The sequence below is a fragment of the Enterobacter sp. SA197 genome (assembly GCF_054131575.1).
This window is the reverse complement of sequence record NZ_CP096393.1, coordinates 2802110-2822868: the sequence shown is the minus strand read 5'-3', so window position 1 is coordinate 2822868 and position 20759 is coordinate 2802110. Positions and strand designations below refer to the sequence as shown.

Here is a 20759-nt window from a genome sequence, read left to right as displayed (position 1 = left end):
AACTTATCCTCCGAACAGGCGTTTGAGGAAACCTTTCTTCTCTTCTTCGATGAAGCGAAAAGGGCGTTCTTCTCCCAACAGGCGATCAACGGTATCGGCGTAGGCTTTACCGGCATCGGCAGTGGCGTCCAGAATAACCGGCTCGCCCTGGTTGGATGCACGAAGCACAGACTGATCTTCCGGGATCACGCCAACCAGTTTAATGCGCAGAATTTCCAGCACATCTTCCATGCTGAGCATATCACCTCTGTTAACGCGCCCTGGGTTGTAACGGGTTAACAACAGATGCTCTTTAATGGGATCCTGACCATTTTCCGCTCGACGGGATTTCGAAGCAAGAATACCAAGGATACGGTCAGAGTCTCGCACGGAAGAGACCTCCGGGTTGGTCGTGATGATGGCTTCATCGGCGAAGTACAGCGCCATCAGCGCCCCGGTTTCAATGCCTGCCGGTGAGTCGCAAATGATGAACGCAAAATCCATTTTGTTGAGTTCATCCAGCACTTTTTCCACGCCTTCGCGGGTCAGTGCGTCTTTATCACGGGTCTGAGAGGCGGGGAGAATATAGAGATTCTCGGTGCGCTTATCTTTAATCAGCGCCTGATTCAGGGTCGCATCACCCTGAATGACGTTAACAAAATCATAAACCACACGGCGTTCGCAGCCCATAATCAAGTCGAGGTTACGCAGGCCAATATCGAAATCGATAACAACGGTCTTGTTTCCCTTCTGGGCCAAACCAGTAGCGATGGCCGCGCTGGAGGTTGTCTTACCAACGCCCCCTTTACCCGAAGTAACAACAATAATGCGTGCCATAGGAGTTCCTTGTTAAAAAGGGCTTAATCTAACGGTTGAATAGTCAAAGCGTTACCCACCAAGAGTAAGCGTGCCGCTTTGCCATAATAATCGGCCGGGATTTGATCGCTCAGCCAGTACTCCCCTGCGATGGAGACCAGTTCCGCCGCAAGGTGACTACAAAATATTTGTGAATCCTGTGCGCCGCTTGCCCCTGCCAACGCACGTCCACGCATCATGCCATATACGTGGATATTACCATCAGCAATAAGCTCTGCACCCGCGCTGACATGACTGGTGACAATCAGGTCACTGTCAGGCGCATAGATTCGCTGCCCGGAACGAACGGGGGTATCTATCAGGCGCGTTTTGGTTACCGTCGAGGCAAGCGGGGCCGCAGCGACCGGCTCGGGGGCCGGGCGCGGTGCTTTTTCTTTCCCTTCGGTTAGAAGAGGAAGACCCGCGCGTTCAATCTCCGCTTTCAGTTCGCTGTCCTGACAACCACTGATACCAACAACGCGCAAGCCAGTCGCCATTATTGCTTGTTGCAAAGGCGGCCAGTTGACCGGATTACTGAGAGCGGAAACATTAATAACAATGGGGGCATGATTTAAAAATGCGGGAGCCTGAGCGATTTTGTCTTCTAACGCCTGGCGAATAACCTCGGGCTTTGCATCATGCAAATGAACCACTGATAAGGTGAAACTACTGCCTTTTAGCTCGATGGGCGCGTTTGACATCCTGACCTTACTCATTTTGCTATTATCACTGCCAACCGAGTGATATTCCGAAGACTATCAAGCATGTTATAGTCACTATTATATTCAGGCAAGTAACCACCCATTAATTCAGAGTAATTATGTATGTTTTGTGTGATCTACCGAAGTCCCCTGCGTGATGAGACATATCTGTATGTCGAAAAAAAAGACGATTTTAGCCGCGTGCCGGAAGAATTAATGAAAAGTTTCGGCCGTCCGCAGCTGGCGATGATCCTGCCGCTGGACGGGCGCAAAAAACTGGCGAATGCTTCACTGGAAAAAGTAAAAAACGCGCTGACTGAACAGGGTTTTTATTTACAGTTACCTCCGCCGCCAGAAGATTTGTTAAAACAGCATATTTCCTTAAACGACTAAAACCTGTCGATATCAATGTGGTGGATCGATTCCGCCACATCTCCCCCCTCTTTTTACCTTTTTCCCGGCCCGTTTCGATATTTGACAAACTTCCAGGCTGCGCGGATAGTCATTTTTCTCTCATGTTCAGTATGTTACTCAGGGGAAAACTATGTATCAGCATCATAACTGGCAGGGCGCGTTGCTGGATTATCCGGTAAGTAAAGTCGTCTGTGTGGGGAGCAACTACGCCAGGCATATTAAAGAGATGGGCAGCGCTATGCCGGAGGAGCCGGTGCTTTTCATTAAACCTGAAACCGCGCTTTGCGATCTTCGCCAGCCTCTCGTTTTACCAGAGGGGCTTGGCGCTGTGCATCATGAAGTGGAGCTGGCGGTGCTGATTGGCGCGACATTGCGCCAGGCTACGGAAGACCATGTTCAGAAAGGGATTGCCGGTTATGGCGTGGCGCTGGATCTTACTCTGCGTGAGTTGCAGGGTAAAATGAAAAAAGCAGGGCAGCCCTGGGAGAAAGCAAAAGGCTTTGATAACGCCTGCCCGATTTCGGGTTTCATTCCGGCGGCGGAATTTAACGGTGATCCGCAAAACATACCGCTTGGACTGAAAATCAACGGGGAAGTGCGCCAGCAGGGCACGACCGCTGACATGATTCACAAAATAGTGCCGCTTATTGCCTACATCAGCCGTTTCTTCACCCTGAAAGCGGGCGATGTGGTGCTGACAGGCACACCGGACGGCGTCGGCCCGCTTCACAGCGGCGATGAACTGGATATCAGTTTTAACGGACTTTCCCTTACCACCCGTGTCCTCTGACTCTCTTTGCCGCCGCAAAAGGGCGGCAAAACTTGCATCCCTCTGCCAGACTGGTTATAAGGTGCACCCTGGTTTTAAATGGCGAACTGACTGATGAACGACACACCCTTCTGGCAAAGCAAAACGCTTGAGCAAATGACAGACGCAGAGTGGGAATCACTGTGTGACGGCTGTGGCCAGTGCTGCCTGCATAAGCTTATGGATGAGGATACGGATGAGATCTATTTCACCAACGTGGCCTGCCAACAGCTGAATATCAAAACCTGTCAGTGTAAAAATTATGAACGGCGTTTTGAGTACGAGCCGGACTGCATCAAACTGACCCGGGACAATCTTCCTACGTTTGAATGGCTGCCGCCGACTTGCGCGTACCGGCTGCTGGCTGAAGGGCAAAGCTTACCACTCTGGCATCCGCTGCGGACCGGTTCGAAGGAGATGATGCACAAACAGCGCATCACCGTCCGTCATATTGCGGTCAAAGAGTCGGAAGTGCGCGACTGGCAGGACCATATTTTAAACAAGCCTGACTGGGCGCAGTGAAGCCGTCACCCCTTTTTCGCCTGGAACAGTTCATCGCTCCCGTTATCTTCTGCAACCCAAAAGTTGATGTTGAAACGGGCATCCTCACTTAATTCGATACGATGCCAGTATTGCGGCGGGCTGGTGGCAAACTGGCCTGCATTAATTACCGTTTTTACTTCATGTTCGGTCGCCTGCTCATTGGCGAACCCGAAATAGGTGACCGTACCTTCCATCACCACCAGTTGCCCGAATACGCCTGCCGCGGTGTTGTGGTGTGAGAGTAGCGCAGCTGGCACATTCTCTTTAGTAAAAAAGGGTGTAGAGCGTTTTACTTTCCAGTTGGCAGGAATCAGTAAATGCGACATAAAAACCTCCTCTTTAAAGTTGCATTTAAAATAAAACTTATGAGAACGATTCGCAATTGGCAGACAAAAAAAAGCGCCCTGAGGCGCTTTTCTTATCGACCAAAAAGGTCGCGTTTTTTCGGTTTTAAGGGCTGGGCAATCAGCACCAGCACGGCAACGATAAAGTAGGCGACAAAGATACCCAGTAGCCACTGCGGCATCTCCAGCGAAAGAAATTCCCACTGTTTTTGAGCGCAGTCGCCAGAGGCGACAAATACCTGAGGCAGCCATTTATCGAGCGGCAACCACGTCGGAAAACGGGCGGCGAAATCGCAGGTCATAAAGGGGGAGGGGTGTAACTGAATCATGGTATGTTCATAGGCCAACTGGATACCGCGCCAGGCGCTATAGAGCCATAGGGCAATCGCAACATAGCGTAACGGGGATTTCGGCGCAATCGCACCTACCAGACCCGCCCCCATGACGCCAAAGAGCGCCGAACGCTCATAAATACAAAGAACGCAGGGTTTCAACAGCATGACGTGCTGGAACCATAACGCCACAAGTTCAAGTGCCAGCGCAGTAAACGCCATCAACAGCCAGGCGCCGCGCCCGCGAGAGCACTGGTTTAAGTATCGCAACATAATCATTTCCCTGGGACACGCGTAGACAACGCAGTGTAAACGAATTCCCTTCGCAAACCACTATCACATAAGAAAATAATACGTAATTGGATGTTTAGCAGGCAGGGTGTTAAACGGTTTCGTAAACAATGTAATCAAAGCGCTAATAGCACCTTCGGCTACATGGCAATCTGACGCGCGTGCACGGTTTTCTTCAGAACAGCAGGCCAGGCGGATGAATCTTGTAAATTGGGTAGCCGATCCCCTTTTTCTTAAGCCCCTAAGCTATCTGCCCCAGAGCGGGTCTGGTATGATGAGTGATATTTGCTTAGTTGTAATGGAAATCTCACTATGGTCATAAAGGCGCAGAGCCCGGCGGGTTTCGCGGAAGAGTATATCATCGAAAGTATCTGGAACAGCCGCTTCCCTCCCGGGTCGATTCTTCCAGCAGAACGCGAACTTTCCGAACTGATTGGCGTCACCAGGACCACTTTGCGTGAAGTGTTACAGCGTTTAGCTCGCGATGGCTGGCTGACGATTCAGCATGGTAAGCCGACAAAAGTGAATAACTTTTGGGAAACCTCCGGGCTGAATATTCTGGAAACACTGGCGCGACTGGATCATGAGAGTGTTCCGCAGCTTATCGACAATCTCCTCTCCGTTCGCACTAATATCGCCACCATCTTTATCCGCACGGCCTTTCGCCAGCACCCGGACCAGGCGCTGGAAGTGCTGGCCAGAGCGCGCGAAGTAGAAGATCACGGCGATGCTTTTGCCGAGCTTGATTACAATATTTTCCGTGGTCTTGCGTTTGCGTCAGGTAACCCTATTTATGGCCTGATCCTGAACGGCATGAAAGGCCTTTACACGCGTATTGGCCGTCACTATTTTGCGAGCCCGGAAGCCCGTAGCCTGGCGCTCGGCTTTTATCATCGACTGGGGGAGTTGTGCGAGCAGAAGCTGCATGACCAGGTTTATGAAACCGTGCGTAAATACGGGCATGATAGCGGTGAAATCTGGCAGCGCATGCATAAAAACCTCCCGGGCGATCTGGTTATGCACGGGCGATAAAACAGCAAAACCCCTCATTCGAGGGGTTTTTTACAATACGCTACAGGACGTTGCTACGCGCCGGACAGCGTTCCAGCAGCTCCACGCTACCATCTTCATTTTGCTGTTCCAGCGTAACGTCAAACCCCCACAGACGATGTACATGCTTAAGCACTTCACGACGCCCCTTATCGAGAGGCGCACGGTTATGCGGGATATAGCGCAATGTCAGCGAGCGGTCGCCACGCAAATCCACATTCCACACCTGAATGTTAGGTTCGAGATTACTCAGATTATATTGTGACGACATCTTATTGCGGATTTCCCGGTAGCCTTCTTCATTATGAATAGCGGAAATTTCCAGATAGTTGTTGCGATCGTCGTCAAGCACCGTAAACAGGCGGAAATCCCGCATCACCTTCGGCGACAGGAACTGGCTGATAAAGCTCTCATCTTTGAAATCACGCATGGCGAAATGCAATGTTTCAAGCCAGTCGGAACCTGCAACATCCGGGAACCAGTATTTATCTTCATCCGTGGGTGACTGGCAGATGCGTTTGATATCCTGGAACATGGCAAAACCCAGGGCATAAGGGTTAATGCCACTATACCAGGGGCTGTTATAAGGGGGCTGGAAAACGACGTTGGTATGGCTGTGTAAGAATTCCAGCATAAAGCGATCGGTGACTTTACCTTCATCATACAGATGGTTCAGGATGGTGTAGTGCCAGAACGTTGCCCAGCCTTCGTTCATAACCTGCGTCTGTTTTTGCGGGTAGAAATACTGACTGACCTTGCGCACAATGCGCAATATCTCACGTTGCCAGGGCTCCAGCAGCGGCGCGTTTTTCTCCATAAAATAGAGCAGATTTTCCTGCGGTTCGGAGGGGTAACGGCGCGCTTCAACCACTGCTTTTTCTTCTTCACGTTTCGGCAGGGTGCGCCAGAGCGTGTTCACCTGACTTTGCAGATACTCTTCACGGCTTTTCTGGCGGGCTTTCTCTTCCTGTAGCGAAATTTTTTGCGGCCGTTTATAGCGATCGACCCCGTAGTTCATCAGGGCATGGCAGGAGTCGAGGAGTTTTTCCACCTCCTCTACGCCATAACGCTCTTCACAGTCGGTGATGTAATTTCTGGCAAAGATAAGGTAGTCAACAATGGAGCTGGCGTCAGTCCAGCTTCTGAACAGGTAATTGTTTTTAAAGAAGGAGTTATGACCATAGCAGGCATGTGCCATTACCAGCGCCTGCATGGTAATGGTGTTCTCCTCCATCAGGTAGGCGATACAGGGATTGGAGTTGATGACTATCTCGTAAGCCAGGCCTTGCTGGCCATGCTTATAAAGGCGTTCCGTTTCGATAAACTTTTTACCGAATGACCAGTGCGGATAGTTAATAGGCATCCCGACACTGGAATAGGCATCCATCATCTGTTCAGAGGTGATGACTTCGATTTGATGCGGGTAAGTGTCAAGGCGGTAGAGTTTCGCCACCCGATCGATCTCGGCGAGATAAACATCCAGCAGATCGAAAGTCCAGTCAGGTCCATCACTGAGACGTACAGAATCCTTATTCATGGAATCAATCGTAGCCATTAGCGCGCCCTCATTGTTAACAACCCTCTCTGTATGGAAGGTCTCATTTCAATGATAGAACACACAATAAAAACTGTGGGTTAGCGGCATTTTTTTCTTCACGATTTCTTCCGGGGAATGACGCGATTTCGGCCATCTGTTTAGCATTTTATGCTAAGGCGAAAGAGTGCGCAGCAGGAGATGCCAACTTTATGAATACCTTTATTTACCGAAAGGTGTGAGAAGTATCACCATAAAAAAGGCATATGTTGAATAACATTTTCATCTGGGTTATCAATTTGTAATCAGATGATTGTGCTTTACTCATGGGAGCAGGCTATGCGAGTTGTGGTACTGGGAGGAGGCGTAGTGGGGGTCACCAGCGCGTGGTATTTACGCCAGGCAGGTCATGAGGTGACAGTAATCGACAGAGAACCCGGGCCCGCGCTGCAAACCAGTGCGGCCAACGCCGGCCAGATTTCCCCCGGCTATGCGGCACCCTGGGCTGCACCCGGTGTGCCTTTAAAAGCCATCAAATGGATGTTTCAGCGCCATGCACCTCTGGCCATAAGCCTTGATGGCACCCCTTTCCAGCTCAAATGGATGTGGCAGATGCTGCGCAACTGCGACACCCGCCACTATATGGAAAACAAAGGCCGGATGGTCCGACTGGCGGAGTACAGCCGCGACTGCCTGAAGCGATTGCGCGACGAAACCGCCGTTCAGTATGAGGGGCGGCAGGGCGGCACGTTACAGCTCTTTCGCACTGCCGAGCAGTATGACAACGCCAGCCGAGATATTACCGTGCTCAAAGATGCGGGTGTTCCCTACCAGTTGCTGGAAGCGTCCCGCCTGGCGGAGGTCGAACCGGCGCTGGCCTCCGTGGCGCATAAACTCAGCGGCGGGCTGCGTCTGCCCAATGATGAGACCGGTGACTGCCAGCTCTTCACCCGCAACCTTGCCGACATGGCCGCACAGCAGGGGGTTATCTTCCGCTTCTCAACGCCGGTGGATCGGCTGCTGTATGAAAGCGGGCAAATTTATGGAGTCAAGTGTGGTGACGAGATAGTTAAAGCGGATGCTTATGTGATGGCCTTCGGCTCGTACTCCACCTCCATGTTGAAAGGTATCGTCGATATTCCCGTCTATCCCCTTAAGGGTTATTCCCTGACCATACCTATTGCGGATGAGGCGGGCGCGCCCGTTTCTACTATTCTCGATGAGACGTACAAAATTGCTATTACCCGCTTCGATAAACGTATTCGGGTAGGGGGCATGGCCGAAATCGTTGGGTTTAATACCCTGTTACGCGAGCCCCGGCGTGCCACGCTTGAAATGGTGGTCAAGGATCTTTTCCCGCACGGCGGGCATATCGAACAGGCCTCCTTCTGGACGGGGCTGCGCCCGATGACGCCAGACGGCACACCCATTGTCGGGCGTTCACCCTTCAAAAACCTGTGGCTCAATACCGGTCACGGTACGCTCGGCTGGACGATGGCCTGTGGCTCTGGTCAGTTGCTTAGCGATTTGATTTCAGGGCAGACCCCGGCTATCCCCTGGGAAGATTTAAGCGTAGCGAGATATCAACCAGGGTTTATGCCAGGCCGTCATCAGCAACTGCATGGCGCGCATAACTAACGCAAGGAGAGAGAATGTCACGTCCTGTTCAGGCCACGATCGATTTGCGCGCGCTGCGCCACAATCTCCAGGTCGTTCGCCGTGCCGCACCCGCCTCGCGTGTCTGGTCGGTGGTAAAAGCTAATGCTTATGGTCACGGTATTGACCGGGTCTGGCGTGCGCTTGAGGGCACGGACGGGTTTGCGCTTCTCAACCTTGAGGAGGCCATCCTGCTGCGCGAGCGCGGGTGGAAAGGCCCCATTCTGATGCTGGAAGGCTTCTTTCATGCCGATGAGTTGCCCCTGTTTGACAAGTACCGTCTGACAACCAGCGTCCACAGCAACTGGCAGTTGAAAGTTCTGCAGGACGCGCAGCTCCATGCGCCGCTGGATGTCTACCTCAAAATGAACAGCGGCATGAACCGGCTCGGTTTCCAGCCTGAGCGGGTGCAAAGCATCTGGCGTCAGCTTCGTGAAATGAAAAACGTCGGTGAGATGACCCTGATGGCCCATTTCGCCAGCGCCGAATTGCCGGAAGGCATCACTGAGGCGAGCGAGCGGATAGCGCGCGCCACCGATGGGCTGGCGTGCACCTGCTCGTTTTCCAACTCGGCCGCCACGCTCTGGCACCCGGAGGTGCATGCTGACTGGGTGCGTCCGGGCATTGTGCTTTACGGCGCGTCGCCATCGGGGCAGTGGCAGGATGTGGCTGACAGCGGTATCCGCCCGGTAATGTCCCTCACCAGCCAGATTATCGCCGTGCAAACCCTTCAGGCGGGGGATGGCGTCGGCTACGGCAGTCGTTACCGGGCGAGCAGGGAGCAACGCATCGGGGTGGTGGCATGCGGCTATGCGGATGGTTACCCACGACTTGCGCCAAATGGAACGCCGGTAATGGTTGACGGCATTCGCTCTGTGACCCTGGGGGCCATTTCGATGGACATGCTTACGGTGGATCTTACCCCTTGCCCGCAGGCAGGCATTGGCACGCCGGTCGAATTGTGGGGGAGGGAGGTGAAGATAGACGAAGTGGCGTCTGCCGCTGGCACGGTGGGCTATGAGCTTATGTGCGCGCTTGCCCCACGCGTGCCAGTAGTGACGGTGTAACTCAGGCCGGGGCGGTTACTCCGCCTCCTCTTCTGCCACGCGAACCCCTACCTTGAGAACCGCGTTTTCCGCTTTTTCCGCAACCGTCCAGACCATACCCGCGAACTCGACCTGATCGCCAACCACGGGAGCGGCACCCAACAGTTGCTGCACAATTTCTCCGAGCGTTTGCTGCTTGTCACGGTACTCCAGCCCGTCTTCCAGACCATAAATCAGGGCAACGTCGGCAAATTTCGCGCTGGCTTCCAGAATAAAATCGCCGAAAAAGCGCTGGTCAAGGGCGACAGGAGGCGTCTGGCTGAACAGTTTGCCAAGAGCCGGCAGATCCTTTTCCCGACCGATTACGCAGAGCACATCCCCTTCACGCAGCCGGGTGCTGCCGGTCGGGTGGAGCAGGGTATTATCGCGAAACAGCGCTGCAATGCGCGTTTCAGCAGGCATATGCAGATCACGCAGGGCGGCACCCACACACCATTTGTCAGCACTCAGTTGATAGACAAATTGTTCCCACGGGTTCTCAGGGTGGATATCCAGGCCAAGCCGCGAAACCGGCATGCCAACAGGTGGCACCACGACCCTGGCTTTTCTGGCAGCCCACGAGAGCGATGTCCCCTGGAATAAGAGCGAGATAAGCACCACGAAGAAGGCCAGGTTGAAAAACAGACGGGCATTATCCAGCCCTGCCATCATCGGGAAAACCGCCAGAATGATGGGCACCGCGCCGCGTAACCCCACCCAGCTTATGAATACCCGTTCGCGTAGCGTGAAACCGCGAAACGGCAGCAGTCCGGCAAAGACAGACAGCGGACGGGCCACAAAGATCATCCATGCGGAAAGGATCAGCGCAGGCACGGCAATAGGCAACAGATCGGACGGCGTCACCAGCAGCCCAAGCACCAGGAACATACCGATTTGTGCAAGCCAGGCCAGGCCGTCAAAGTTCTGCTGAACCGCATAGCGGTTGCGGATCGGGCGGTTACCCAGCACAAAACCACAGAGGTAGACTGCGAGAATACCGCTACCGTGAATGGCAGTGGTCACCGCAAACACCAGAATGCCGCCACTCAGGGCCAGTAAAGGATAGAGTCCGGCCGGGAGGTCGATCCGGTTTATCATTTGCAGTAAAAAATAGCCGCCGCCAAGCCCCAGTAAAATACCCAGGCCAAAATCCTGCACAATATGTACCGCGAACATCCAGCTCAGGCCCAGATTGTGCTGCTGAATCATCTCAATCAGGGTGATGGTTAAAAATACCGCCATCGGATCGTTACTGCCGGATTCTATCTCCAGCGTTGAGCCCACACGTTCGTTGAGCCCTTTACCGCCCAGCAGCGAAAAGACGGCTGCGGCATCCGTTGACCCGACGATTGCCCCGATGAGCAGCCCTTCAATCAGATCCAGATGAAACAACCACGCGGCCATCATGCCGGTTAAACCCGACGTGATAAGTACCCCCACAGTCGCCAGCGACAGCGCTGGTCCCAGCGCCACGCGAAAGGAGCTGGCCTGGGTTCGCATCCCGCCGTCGAGGAGGATCACCGCCAGCGCCAGGTTACTGATCATATAGGCAATCGGATAGTTGTCGAACGGGATACCACCAATACCATCAATACCAGCCAGCATACCAATGGCAAGAAAGATAACCAGGATAGGAATACCGAGACGGGACGAAAAAGAACTTAATAAAATACTGCAGGTTACAAGGACAGAACCCAAAATAAACAGACTAATTACTGCCTCAGCGTCCAATGTCGTGCTTCTCCTCTCGACGTCGCTCCACCAAAAGACCCGCGCACCGGCAGCCTGCAAGGGCACGGGGTTGAAAACCTCTTTATATTAACGGCAGAAAAAATGAATTAATAAGCCGAATGAATAATATTTTTATGCAGACAGCACAGGATGACCGGTGATTGTCAGCGTTGATGTCGCCTCATGGTGCAATACCGCGTGGGCGCCCAAAGGCAGGGTGACGGTCTGCTGCTCGTGTCCGAATGCCAGCCCGGTAATCACCGGAATAGTCAGTCGGCTTCTCAGGTAGTCCACCATCGTCAGTAAAGTGTAGTCTGCATCGTACTCATTCGGTCTGACGCCACTGAAACTACCCAGAATCAGTGCCTTCTGACGTGCCAGTACACCGGCATGCAGTAACTGCATGACCATGCGTTCGACACGGAAGGGATGCTCATTAATGTCTTCCACAACAAGAATGCCGTCATCAATGGCCGGAAACCAGGGGGTGCCCAGTAGCGAGGTCAGCATCGCCAGATTGCCTCCCCACAGCGTCCCGTCGGTTTTACAACGCGGCCCGTCTCCCTCCCATTCCACCACCAGCGTCGGGTTGCTTAACGCGCGCCAGAAATGATCCAGTGTGAAATCGTCGAGGGTGGGGGCGCCGAAATTGGCGGCCAGCATCGGGCCACTGAAGGTAATGACCTTTCCAAGAGCCAGTAGTCCTGACTGAAAAACGGTAAAATCGCTATGACCACAAATCAGCAGCGGCTGCTGTTGCTGGCGCGCAATCAGCGCCGGCCAGTCCACCTTGTCCAGCAGGCGACTGGCGCCATAGCCACCGCGCACGGGCAGCACGATAAGATTGTCCCCCTCTAAGCCCGCAAGCGTATTCAGATCCTCAAGGCGTTCCGGGTCGCTGCCGGCGAAACGGGTATCCCGACGGGCGATCACCTGACGGTTATCCACCTGGTGACCCATTGCCTCCAGACGTTGAACTCCCAGCGCCGCAGCGGCCTGATTAATGCAATAGCCGGACGGCGCGATTAAATGAAACCTGGACATGGCAATTCCTTGCTGACATCTGATCGGAAATCGTTATCATGCCGCTTACCCTGTTCGTTGTCATCCATAGCGATGTATTCACTCAAGAAGGATAACGTGTGAAATTTAGATGGTTTGCTTTTTTAGTGGTTTTGCTGGCGGGCTGTAGTTCAAAGCACGATTACCGTAATCCGGACTGGGATCCGAAGGTGCCGGTTAAACGGGCCATGCAGTGGCTACCCATCAGTGAAAAAGCAGGGGCCGCCTGGGGCGTCAGTCCACGCTTAATCACCGCGATGATTGCTGTCGAATCGGGGGGGAATCCAACGCTTGTGAGTAAATCAAATGCGGTAGGGCTGATGCAGTTAAAAGCTTCCACCGCCGGGCGTGAAGTCTATCAGCGCATGGGATGGAAAGGGGAACCCACCACCAGTGAGTTAAAAAACCCGGAGCGCAATATTTCTATGGGGGCTGCCTACCTGAGCATTCTGGAGCACGGGCCGCTTGCGGGTATCCGCGATCCGCAGGTGATGCAATACGCGCTGGTGGTCTCCTATGTCAACGGTGCAGGTGCGCTGTTACGCACCTTCTCGTCCGACAGGAAGAAAGCGATTCGTGAAATCAACGACCTGAGCGCGGACGACTTCTTCGACCATATCGTGGAGAACCACCCGGCGCCTCAGGCGCCGCGCTATATCTGGAAAGTACAAAAAGCGATGGATGCGATGTAATTATCGCACCCGGCTGGCGCGTTCGCGCGCCTCGCGCTCCAGTGAGAAAATGATGCGCTGGAGTTCGCGCTCCACGCCAGGGCTTACGTTCAGAAAACGAAAGCTCAGGCGTGGCGTCGTAATCGTCTCGTTCTTGCCGTCCACTACTTTACGCTCACCAATGGAAATCAGCTGGGCGTCAAAATAGAACTGCCCCCAGGACGCCATATCTAACTCTACCTGTGAAAAACGCATGCCAGCCTGTAATCCTTCCGGCAGTGCGCTATCCAGCAGCGCCCCCATACCGCCAAGGGAGAGGTCGAAAAGGCGAAAACGCAGTTCAGACTTGTTTGGCATGACGGCTTTGCAGAAATAGGCCGGATGCAGCGGGGCATTAATGCGGAAATATTCGCGACGCTGAATAAAAAAGAGGGTTTCGGGAAGTGGAGAGATGAAGGCTGGCAGGGACTGCCAGTTGCCGCTTTCGAGTCTGGACAGGGTAAATTCCACTTTTGCCCCCTGCGTTTCGGCAGTGATGGTCACCTTTCCGGCACGCTGTACGGCGGTATTCTCAAACTCCTGGCTCCCAAAGTCCATCACCAGCATTTCCGGCGTAACCTCGAGAATTTTGCTGATGAACTGACCACTCGCCCAGGTAATTCTGACCGGAACATCATTTTTCTGCAGGTCGCGAATCACGCCAAGCACCGCTAAGGGGCTATTTTTCAGGAACTGCTCACTGTACTTACTCACGCCTAAAGGCTCCTTGGTAACTGACAGACCGTATGAATTGTCTATCGGCAATTGCCGAAATTACTTCAGACAAAAGCGAAATTATTTTCACAAAAGTTTCGATTAAGTCCGTGAGAACAAATCAGTTTTCACACTATCACCTATACTTTACGCAGCGCGTCGCCATGGTGGACGGCGCAGCGGTATGACGTTTGAGCAGGAGAAAGCAACATGAGCATCATCGCGTGGATTATTTTTGGACTCATCGCAGGGATTATAGCTAAATTCATTATGCCAGGACGGGATGGTGGTGGCTTTATTCTGACCTGTATTCTTGGGATTGTCGGCGCAGTCGTCGGCGGCTGGCTTGCCACCATGTTTGGTATGGGTGGGGACATCACCGGCTTTGATATCCGTAGCTTCGCCGTTGCCGTCGTCGGTGCGATAGTGGTGCTGGCGGTATTCCGGATGATCCGCAGGGATTAACCTGTTTTCCCCTTTAAACCCGTCTATGAATAAACCCGGCAGAGCATACTCCGCCGGGTTTTGTTTTTACTGCGCGACCTGTTTTGCCGCAGGCGCAGGTGGCGTATCGACCACCGGTTGGGTGGCTGGCAGGCTGTCGCAGGGGTTTTCCTTAGGACAGACTAAATCCAGCATCATAAGGGTGACGCCGTTTGACCAGCCAAAGCCATCCTGGAGGGGATATTCGCCGCCGCCACCGCCGGTGCCGGTGGTGCTGACATCATATTTCTCCACCAGCTTCTTCTCCCGGTCATAGGTGTGCTGAACGTTGGAGAGGAAGCGCCAGGTGACATCCATTGCCAGTTTCTTATGGTTGTAATTCTGAAGCCCGGCGGTAGCAACCCATTGCAGCGGGGCCCAGCCGTTTGGCGCATCCCACTGCTGCCCGCTGTTAACAGTAGTAGTGGCTAATCCGCCCTGCTTCAGCAGGCGCGACTGCGTGGCGCTGGCGACCTTATCAGCGCGGTCTTTGGCGGCCGCGTTGACATAGAGCGGGAAGAGAGCCGCAGCGGTCAACTGATTACGCACTTTTTTGGTTTTCAAATCGTAATCGGCATACCAGCCCTCTTTATCATTCCAGAGATTGGCTTCCATACCCTTCTGGCGGGCGCTGGCAAGCGCTTCAAACTTGCTGGCTTTTGCGCTGTCACCGGCGGCCTGGCTGGCACGGGCTATCATTTTCTCCATCTTGAACATCAGCGCATTAAGGTCGACCGGCACAATGCTGGTGGTACGAATTGTCCCCAGTTGATTGGGATCATCCATCCAGCGGGAGCTGAAGTCCCAGCCAGAAGCAGCCGCTGAGCGCAGATCGCGGTAAATCTCTGTCGCCGGACGATTCGGGTTGTTTTTTGCCGTCGTCACATCATCAAGCCAGGACTCCGGGCGGGGGGTGTCTTTATCATCCCAGTAACGGTTCAGCACTGAACCGTCATCCAGTTTCACCACACGCTTGTTTGCTTGTCCGTTCTGCAGCGTATCAGCGCCGTCCATCCAGTACTGGTACTCTTTTTCCATCTGTGGCAGCCAGGTTTTAAGCACATCGTCCCCACCGTGGCTTGCCAGCAACTCGACCATAAAGGCAAAGAATGGCGGTTGTGAACGGCTCAGATAGTAGCTGCGGTTACCATTGGGAATATGACCCCAGCTGTCGATCTCATAACCGAAGTTGGCCACCATGTCTTCAATTTTGTCCCAGTGGCCGCTTTCAGCCAGCCCCAGCATGGTGAAGTAACTGTCCCAGTAATAAACCTCGCGGAACCGGCCACCCGGCACGACATAAGGTTTAGGCAGGGGGAGTAATGAATCCCACTTGCTGGCATGGTCGGTTGTGCGCGTCAGAACCGTCCACAACCCATCAATATGTTCACGCAGGTTTTCTCCCTCCGGGGGGACGTACTTTTCGCCTGCTTTTGGCAAATCAAAATTGACGTCCACAAAATGGCGCAGGTCAAAGCTGGTCTGGTTCTTCTGCATCCGGTAATCCGCAAGGATCATCAGCGGGTCACTTTTCGGTACAGCGTCGGCAAAGGTTTTCTGATCGGGGAACAACTTGGCACTTTGCACATCACTGAAAAGTGGCCCAAGGAGCACATCCGGCGACGGCTTCGCGTTTTGTGGATCAGCCGCAAAGGCCGAGGGGAGAAATGAGAGCAACGCACCACCCAACGCGATGTGCATTGCAAGATACAGGGTGCGCTGACGGCGCAGATCAGGTCTTGTCATTAACGATTCTCCTTTGCGGGTAAAATGCGGGGCCGCTGTAGCCAACCTAGTGAAAACCTTAGTCGAATATGAGCAGCGTAGCGTGCCGGATGTGGCATTTTGCGTGCTTACAGACAATTTAACCTTGCCCTGCTTACCTGACACGTTGGAGAGCCCCTTTTCCTGGCCCCTGCTGGCCGACAAAGCATGCGCGCGACATCGCACCTACCTTCATCTTTTTTTCTTATGTCGAAGGCGGCAAATATTAAAGCTGAATAATGTCAGCGTAAGAATTTACTCATTAATGAAATAAAAATGATCGATATGATCAATTTCTTTTATTAATAACCGGACGGAATAATTGATACAGGTCAAATTTGCTGAATTGATTCCGTTAATGGTTATTGATGAGCCGTAAGCAGGGCTACATGTTGTCGTGCGGCAAACATAGATTTAAGCGGTGATTAAATAAGGTTTTAACGCGGTGACTTTATTTTCATATGAAAGGGCGGGAATATTCGTAATGAATAACGGGTATATTTAATGGGTTAGATTTTTCCTCTGCTGAATAATCACCTTTGTAATAATACCCCTTATACTATTACGGTTTTGATGCTACTAATATTTAGGGGTATTATCAAAAATATGCCCTTTTAAGATTAATCTTATCTCTATTGGTGTGAAAGATGCTATCCCCATAGGGGTCAAATAAAAATGTTTAAATTCAACCAAGTGGGTGATTTAGTTAAGTGAAAGTAACGCTTGTTTAAGGCAATTCATAAGGGATTGACCTTAAATGAAATTATTTCTTGAGATTTATCTTAATTTACAGAAAAATTGAATATTCATTTTTCAAGTGGTCGGAGATCATATTGAATTGAATTGCTCAATCTGTAAGATTACGCCTCGCCGGATATTAGTGACGTCATGAATAGTGCCTGGTTTGCGCCTGGGTTCGTGCGGTAGCTATGCCCAAAATAAATTAATCCGGGATACAGCAGGAAAATGAACGGGGTGATTTTGAAAGATTCAAATCATTCTTTCCGAAAGGTTCCAGATCGCCACAGTAATATATTTGCAATGGAAAATTACCGTTATGAAAATGCGAAATGTATTAGCGCTGCTTTTTGTCTTTACACTTTCTGCCTGTAAAGCGCCGCCGCCGCCCGCCCCAACGGATGACACCATCGTAACCAGCGAGGTCAACGGCGTCACCCTGACGCACCGGTATGCCATTCAGCCGCCGAAAACGTTCCAGCCGATTAATGAAAATTATCGGGCATTGTACCCCGCATCCTTGATGAGCCAGCCAGACTACGGCGGCAAACTGGTACGCCAGCTGGAAAATGGCAAAACCTATGTTGTACTGGGGCAGGTTGAACACTTCTGGATGGCGCTGGCAGAAGAGGGGCAGGAGGAGCTGATTGGATATGTGCCTATGCGTGCCGTGGTGAAAAGTGAACTGTATGAAGAGACGGTGCGTAAACAGACCCCGCGCCTGAAGCCCCGGCAAAAGCAGACCTGCGTTAACGTCGATGGCAGCAGCAAAGCCTGTAAAAATAAATCTTCAGGCACCTGGATAATCGACTAATTCGTCCTGACAGGTGATGCAAAAATGAACATTACCGGGCAAACACGCCAGATTTTTCTGGCGTTTCTCCTTGCGCTGACCGCCCTGGTCAGCGGTTGTGAATCGACTCCACATAGCGTACCTGGCAATTACACCCTCCGCTTTCAGGCGAACCCGCAGGTAAATGCGTCTGCGCCGCTGAAGGTCAGGGTCCTGCTGTTGAAATCTGACGCCAGCTTCATGTCGGCGGATTTCTGGTCGCTACAAAACAATGCTGACAGTGCCCTCGGGGCAAATGTGCTTAATAGCGATGAATTTTTCCTGATGCCCGGACAGCTCTCTAAGGTGCTGAAAGGCCAGACGCCGCCTGAGGCGCGTTATGTGGGCATCATGGCGGAATATCAGTCGCTTGACGGCAAAAAATGGCGGATCTCGGTCCCCATCCCGGTGCAGGGCGAAACGCCATTTTATGCCTTCTGGACAACGTCAGCGGATTCACTGGAAGCCGACATTGTCCTTGACGCAACCGGTGTTCGTGCCGTTTCACGATAGCGCCAGTCTCAACAGGAAATCAGAATGAACAAGGCAGAAAAGGTCGTATGGACCGAAGGTATGTTTCTGCGCCCTCATCACTTCCAGCGTGCGGAAAGTCATCTAGAACATCACATCCGGGAGTGGGGATCGCTACAGCGTCCCTTTCTTTGGGGATTTCTCGATGTTGAACTCGATGAGGCGATGCTTCGTCAGGGCTGTATCGCACTGAGCTATGCCAGCGGACTGTTACCGGATGGCACGTTTTTTTCGTTCCGCGATGCCCGTAGTGCACCAACGCCACTGTTAATTCCAGACAACCTCAGCAATGCACGTGTGGTACTGGCGTTGCCGGCCCGACGCGGTGGCCGCGACGAAGTTATTTTCAGCGAGGAGAAAGACTCGCTGGCGCGCTATGTCACTTTTGAAACCGAAGTGGATGATGACAATGCGTTATCGGTGGGCCCGGCGGCTCTGCAGTTCGGCCGTCTGCGACTGAAACTGATGCTGGAAAAAGATCTCAGTGCTGAATGGACAGCGATGGGCGTCGTGCAGGTGCTGGAAAAACGCAGCGACAACCATATCCGGCACGACAGCAGCTACATTCCGCCCATGCTTAATGCCACCAATAACCCATTGCTCTACGCGATGATGAACGACCTGCAAAGCCTCCTGACCCAGCGTAGCCAGCAACTTGCCCAACGCCTACGTCAGCCGGGCCGCTTTAACACCTCTGAAATGGTGGAGTTTACGCTTCTGGCGCTGGTCAACCACCATATCGGACTCATTTCTCACCTGAAAACCCTGCCGCTGCTGCACCCCGAAGACCTCTGGCGTGAGTGGCTGGCCTTTGCCACTGAGCTCGCCACCTGGACCTCAGCGCGCGCGCCTCAGGAGATCTTACCGATTTATGATCATGACAATCTCGCCGTCTGTTTTGATGAACTGGTCTTGATGCTGCGACAGGGATTGTCGCTGGTGATGGAAGAACATGCTATCCAGATTCCGCTAACGGAGCGTACCCACGGCCTGAACGTGGCAACGTTACCAAGCACCAGCATGGCGCGAGAGTTTGGCTTCGTGCTGGCGGTAAAAGCCAATGTACCAGGCGAGGTGCTACAGGTTCATTTCCCGGCGCAGATGAAAGTCGCCCCGGTGACCAAAATCCGCGATCTGGTACAGCTGCAACTGCCAGGTATGGTACTGCGTGCGATGTCCGTCGCGCCGCCCCAGATCCCCTGGCACGCCGGGTACAACTATTTCGAGCTGGAAAAGGGCGGAGAGTTGTGGAGCGAAATGGAAAAGTCCGGTGCGTTTGCTCTGCACCTGGCCGGTGAATTCCCGGGGCTGGACATGGAGTTTTGGGCCATCCGGCAACAACGTGATCAATAGCGAGCGCAGACATGCAGGAACAGACGTTCAATGGCAGTGACGCCACCGCAGCCGCGAGTGGTAATAACCCGCTGGTGGTTGCTGCAAACCCGTTGCTGAACGCAATCCCCCAGATTCGCCACTCGGTGTCACATGAGGATCAGGCCGGGTTACGACAGCAGTTGATTGATGAAATTCGCCGTTTCGAAGTGCGCTGCCAACAGTCCGGCCTGGCCTATGAGGTGATTGTGGGTGCCCGCTACTGTTTATGCACAGCGCTGGATGAAGCGGCGGCGCTGACCCCCTGGGGAAGCCGTGGTGTCTGGTCCGGAAGTGGTCTTCTGGTCACCTTTCATAACGAAACCTGGGGCGGCGAAAAATTCTTTCAGCTACTGGCTCGACTGTCACAAAACCCGCGCGAACATGTGGTTCTGCTGGAGTTAATTAATTACTGCCTGTTACTCGGCTTCGAAGGACGTTACCGGGTCATGGATAACGGGCGTACCCAACTGGACACCATCAAACAGCGCCTCTGGCAGATGATCCGGGGCGTGCGCGGGAGTTACCCGCCACCGCTCTCACCGCATCCTGAAGACCGGCCTGTTCTGCGCAAACTCTGGCGTCCGGTTATCCCTCTCTGGGCCTGCGTGGCGCTGGCGGGTTTTATCGCCTGCTTATTCTTCATTGGCCTTAACTGGCGTCTGGGCGATGGCACCAATCCGGTACTGGCGAAGATTTATCAGACTACGCTACCGGAAGCCGCCATCGCACAACCGGCACCCGCCTTGCCACCGGTGCTTAACCTGCGTGCCTTCCTCAAACCGGAAATCGATGCAGGACTGGTTGCGGTGCGGGATGGTGCGGACAGAAGCGTAGTGACGTTAAAAGGCGATGGTCTGTTTGCCTCCGGCTCCACGGTGGCGCGTGACTCTTACGAGCCGGTGATAGCCCGTGTGGCGCAGGCGATGAATAACGTCAGCGGAAAAATTCTGGTCGTTGGTTACAGCGACAACGTGCCTATTCGCAGCGCACGCTTTGCCTCCAATTATGAACTGTCCCTTGAGCGTGCCCGCTCGGTGCAGTCGCTTCTGGAAAAACAGCTAAGCCAGCCGGGGCGGGTTAAAGCCGAAGGGCGAGGGGAGATGAACCCCATCGCGCCGAATAACTCGGCAGAAAATCGCGCCCGCAACCGCCGGGTGGAGGTGACGCTACTGGTCTCCCCGGAAAATACGGCCGCTGAACTGAACGGACTGCCACAAGGAAACTAAGG

General features: G+C 53.2%; 21 protein-coding genes. 12 read left to right on the top strand and 9 right to left on the bottom strand.

From position 1 onward, the window contains the following. Positions 1-3: 3 nt before the first annotated feature. Entirely contained in the window at positions 4-816 is an 813-nt protein-coding gene (gene minD, locus M1D91_RS13185) for a septum site-determining protein MinD (RefSeq protein ID WP_437431571.1), read from the bottom strand. A 23-nt stretch (positions 817-839) separates the two neighbouring features. Then, the gene (gene minC, locus M1D91_RS13180; protein ID WP_437431570.1) at positions 840-1535 is read right to left on the bottom strand and encodes a septum site-determining protein MinC; all 696 of its coding nucleotides are present in this window, start codon (positions 1533-1535) and stop codon (positions 840-842) included. A 123-nt stretch (positions 1536-1658) separates the two neighbouring features. Between minC and M1D91_RS13175 the strand changes: the two genes are divergently transcribed. From M1D91_RS13175 to M1D91_RS13165, 3 genes are all read left to right on the top strand, one after another. Further along, positions 1659-1928, top strand: a complete 270-nt coding sequence (locus M1D91_RS13175; protein ID WP_437431569.1) for a YcgL domain-containing protein — start codon at positions 1659-1661, stop codon at positions 1926-1928. A 151-nt stretch (positions 1929-2079) separates the two neighbouring features. Beyond that, positions 2080-2739 (top strand): fumarylacetoacetate hydrolase family protein, encoded by a 660-nt coding sequence (locus M1D91_RS13170; protein WP_437431568.1) that lies wholly within the window; start codon positions 2080-2082, stop codon positions 2737-2739. Between the two features lie 93 nt (positions 2740-2832). After that, the gene (locus M1D91_RS13165) at positions 2833-3279 is read left to right on the top strand and encodes a YcgN family cysteine cluster protein (RefSeq protein WP_437431567.1); all 447 of its coding nucleotides are present in this window, start codon (positions 2833-2835) and stop codon (positions 3277-3279) included. 5 nt (positions 3280-3284) lie between these two features. On the opposite strand, the gene M1D91_RS13160 is transcribed toward M1D91_RS13165, so the two are convergent. Beyond that, positions 3285-3626 (bottom strand): DUF1971 domain-containing protein, encoded by a 342-nt coding sequence (locus tag M1D91_RS13160; RefSeq protein ID WP_437431566.1) that lies wholly within the window; start codon positions 3624-3626, stop codon positions 3285-3287. 92 nt (positions 3627-3718) lie between these two features. Next, positions 3719-4249 (bottom strand): disulfide bond formation protein DsbB, encoded by a 531-nt coding sequence (gene dsbB, locus M1D91_RS13155; RefSeq protein ID WP_437431565.1) that lies wholly within the window; start codon positions 4247-4249, stop codon positions 3719-3721. A 330-nt stretch (positions 4250-4579) separates the two neighbouring features. Here dsbB and fadR point away from each other — a divergent pair, with 330 nt between their 5' ends. After that, entirely contained in the window at positions 4580-5299 is a 720-nt protein-coding gene (gene fadR / locus M1D91_RS13150; RefSeq protein WP_437431564.1) for a fatty acid metabolism transcriptional regulator FadR, read from the top strand. 40 nt (positions 5300-5339) lie between these two features. Here the strand turns inward: fadR and M1D91_RS13145 are convergent, their stop codons facing one another. Further along, positions 5340-6872: a SpoVR family protein gene (locus M1D91_RS13145; protein ID WP_437431563.1), complete on the bottom strand. Its 1533-nt coding sequence runs from the start codon at positions 6870-6872 to the stop codon at positions 5340-5342. Positions 6873-7190: 318 nt separating this feature from the next. On the opposite strand from M1D91_RS13145, the gene M1D91_RS13140 reads away from it, so the two are divergent. Beyond that, a complete protein-coding gene (locus tag M1D91_RS13140) occupies positions 7191-8489 on the top strand; it encodes a D-amino acid dehydrogenase (RefSeq protein ID WP_437431562.1) in 1299 nt (432 codons plus the stop codon). Between the two features lie 14 nt (positions 8490-8503). Continuing rightward, positions 8504-9574 (top strand): catabolic alanine racemase DadX, encoded by a 1071-nt coding sequence (gene dadX / locus M1D91_RS13135; protein WP_437431561.1) that lies wholly within the window; start codon positions 8504-8506, stop codon positions 9572-9574. 15 nt (positions 9575-9589) lie between these two features. Here the strand turns inward: dadX and M1D91_RS13130 are convergent, their stop codons facing one another. Together M1D91_RS13130 and ldcA are read right to left on the bottom strand one after the other, a co-directional pair. Continuing rightward, the gene (locus tag M1D91_RS13130; protein WP_437431560.1) at positions 9590-11323 is read right to left on the bottom strand and encodes a potassium/proton antiporter; all 1734 of its coding nucleotides are present in this window, start codon (positions 11321-11323) and stop codon (positions 9590-9592) included. Between the two features lie 132 nt (positions 11324-11455). After that, positions 11456-12367: a muramoyltetrapeptide carboxypeptidase gene (gene ldcA / locus M1D91_RS13125; protein WP_437431559.1), complete on the bottom strand. Its 912-nt coding sequence runs from the start codon at positions 12365-12367 to the stop codon at positions 11456-11458. A 98-nt stretch (positions 12368-12465) separates the two neighbouring features. Between ldcA and emtA the strand changes: the two genes are divergently transcribed. Next, positions 12466-13077: a membrane-bound lytic murein transglycosylase EmtA gene (emtA, locus tag M1D91_RS13120; protein ID WP_437431558.1), complete on the top strand. Its 612-nt coding sequence runs from the start codon at positions 12466-12468 to the stop codon at positions 13075-13077. On the opposite strand, the gene ycgR is transcribed toward emtA, so the two are convergent. After that, positions 13078-13809, bottom strand: a complete 732-nt coding sequence (gene ycgR, locus M1D91_RS13115) for a flagellar brake protein YcgR (protein ID WP_437431557.1) — start codon at positions 13807-13809, stop codon at positions 13078-13080. It lies immediately after the preceding gene. A gap of 210 nt (positions 13810-14019) precedes the next feature. Between ycgR and M1D91_RS13110 the strand changes: the two genes are divergently transcribed. Beyond that, positions 14020-14274, top strand: a complete 255-nt coding sequence (locus tag M1D91_RS13110; RefSeq protein WP_437431556.1) for a GlsB/YeaQ/YmgE family stress response membrane protein — start codon at positions 14020-14022, stop codon at positions 14272-14274. A gap of 66 nt (positions 14275-14340) precedes the next feature. Here the strand turns inward: M1D91_RS13110 and M1D91_RS13105 are convergent, their stop codons facing one another. Beyond that, complete coding sequence (locus M1D91_RS13105) at positions 14341-16038, bottom strand: alpha,alpha-trehalase (protein ID WP_437431555.1); 1698 nt, start codon at positions 16036-16038, stop codon at positions 14341-14343. 1075 nt (positions 16039-17113) lie between these two features. Here M1D91_RS13105 and M1D91_RS13100 point away from each other — a divergent pair. The 4 genes from M1D91_RS13100 to M1D91_RS13085 are packed head-to-tail and all read left to right on the top strand — an operon-like array spanning position 17114 to position 20757. Continuing rightward, positions 17114-17608: an SH3 domain-containing protein gene (locus M1D91_RS13100; protein WP_437431554.1), complete on the top strand. Its 495-nt coding sequence runs from the start codon at positions 17114-17116 to the stop codon at positions 17606-17608. A gap of 24 nt (positions 17609-17632) precedes the next feature. After that, complete coding sequence (gene tssJ, locus M1D91_RS13095) at positions 17633-18139, top strand: type VI secretion system lipoprotein TssJ (RefSeq protein WP_437431553.1); 507 nt, start codon at positions 17633-17635, stop codon at positions 18137-18139. 24 nt (positions 18140-18163) lie between these two features. Continuing rightward, entirely contained in the window at positions 18164-19510 is a 1347-nt protein-coding gene (gene tssK, locus M1D91_RS13090) for a type VI secretion system baseplate subunit TssK (protein WP_437431552.1), read from the top strand. Between the two features lie 11 nt (positions 19511-19521). Beyond that, on the top strand, positions 19522-20757 hold the full coding sequence (locus M1D91_RS13085; RefSeq protein WP_437431551.1) for a DotU family type VI secretion system protein: 1236 nt from the start codon (positions 19522-19524) through the stop codon (positions 20755-20757). Positions 20758-20759 lie beyond the last annotated feature (2 nt).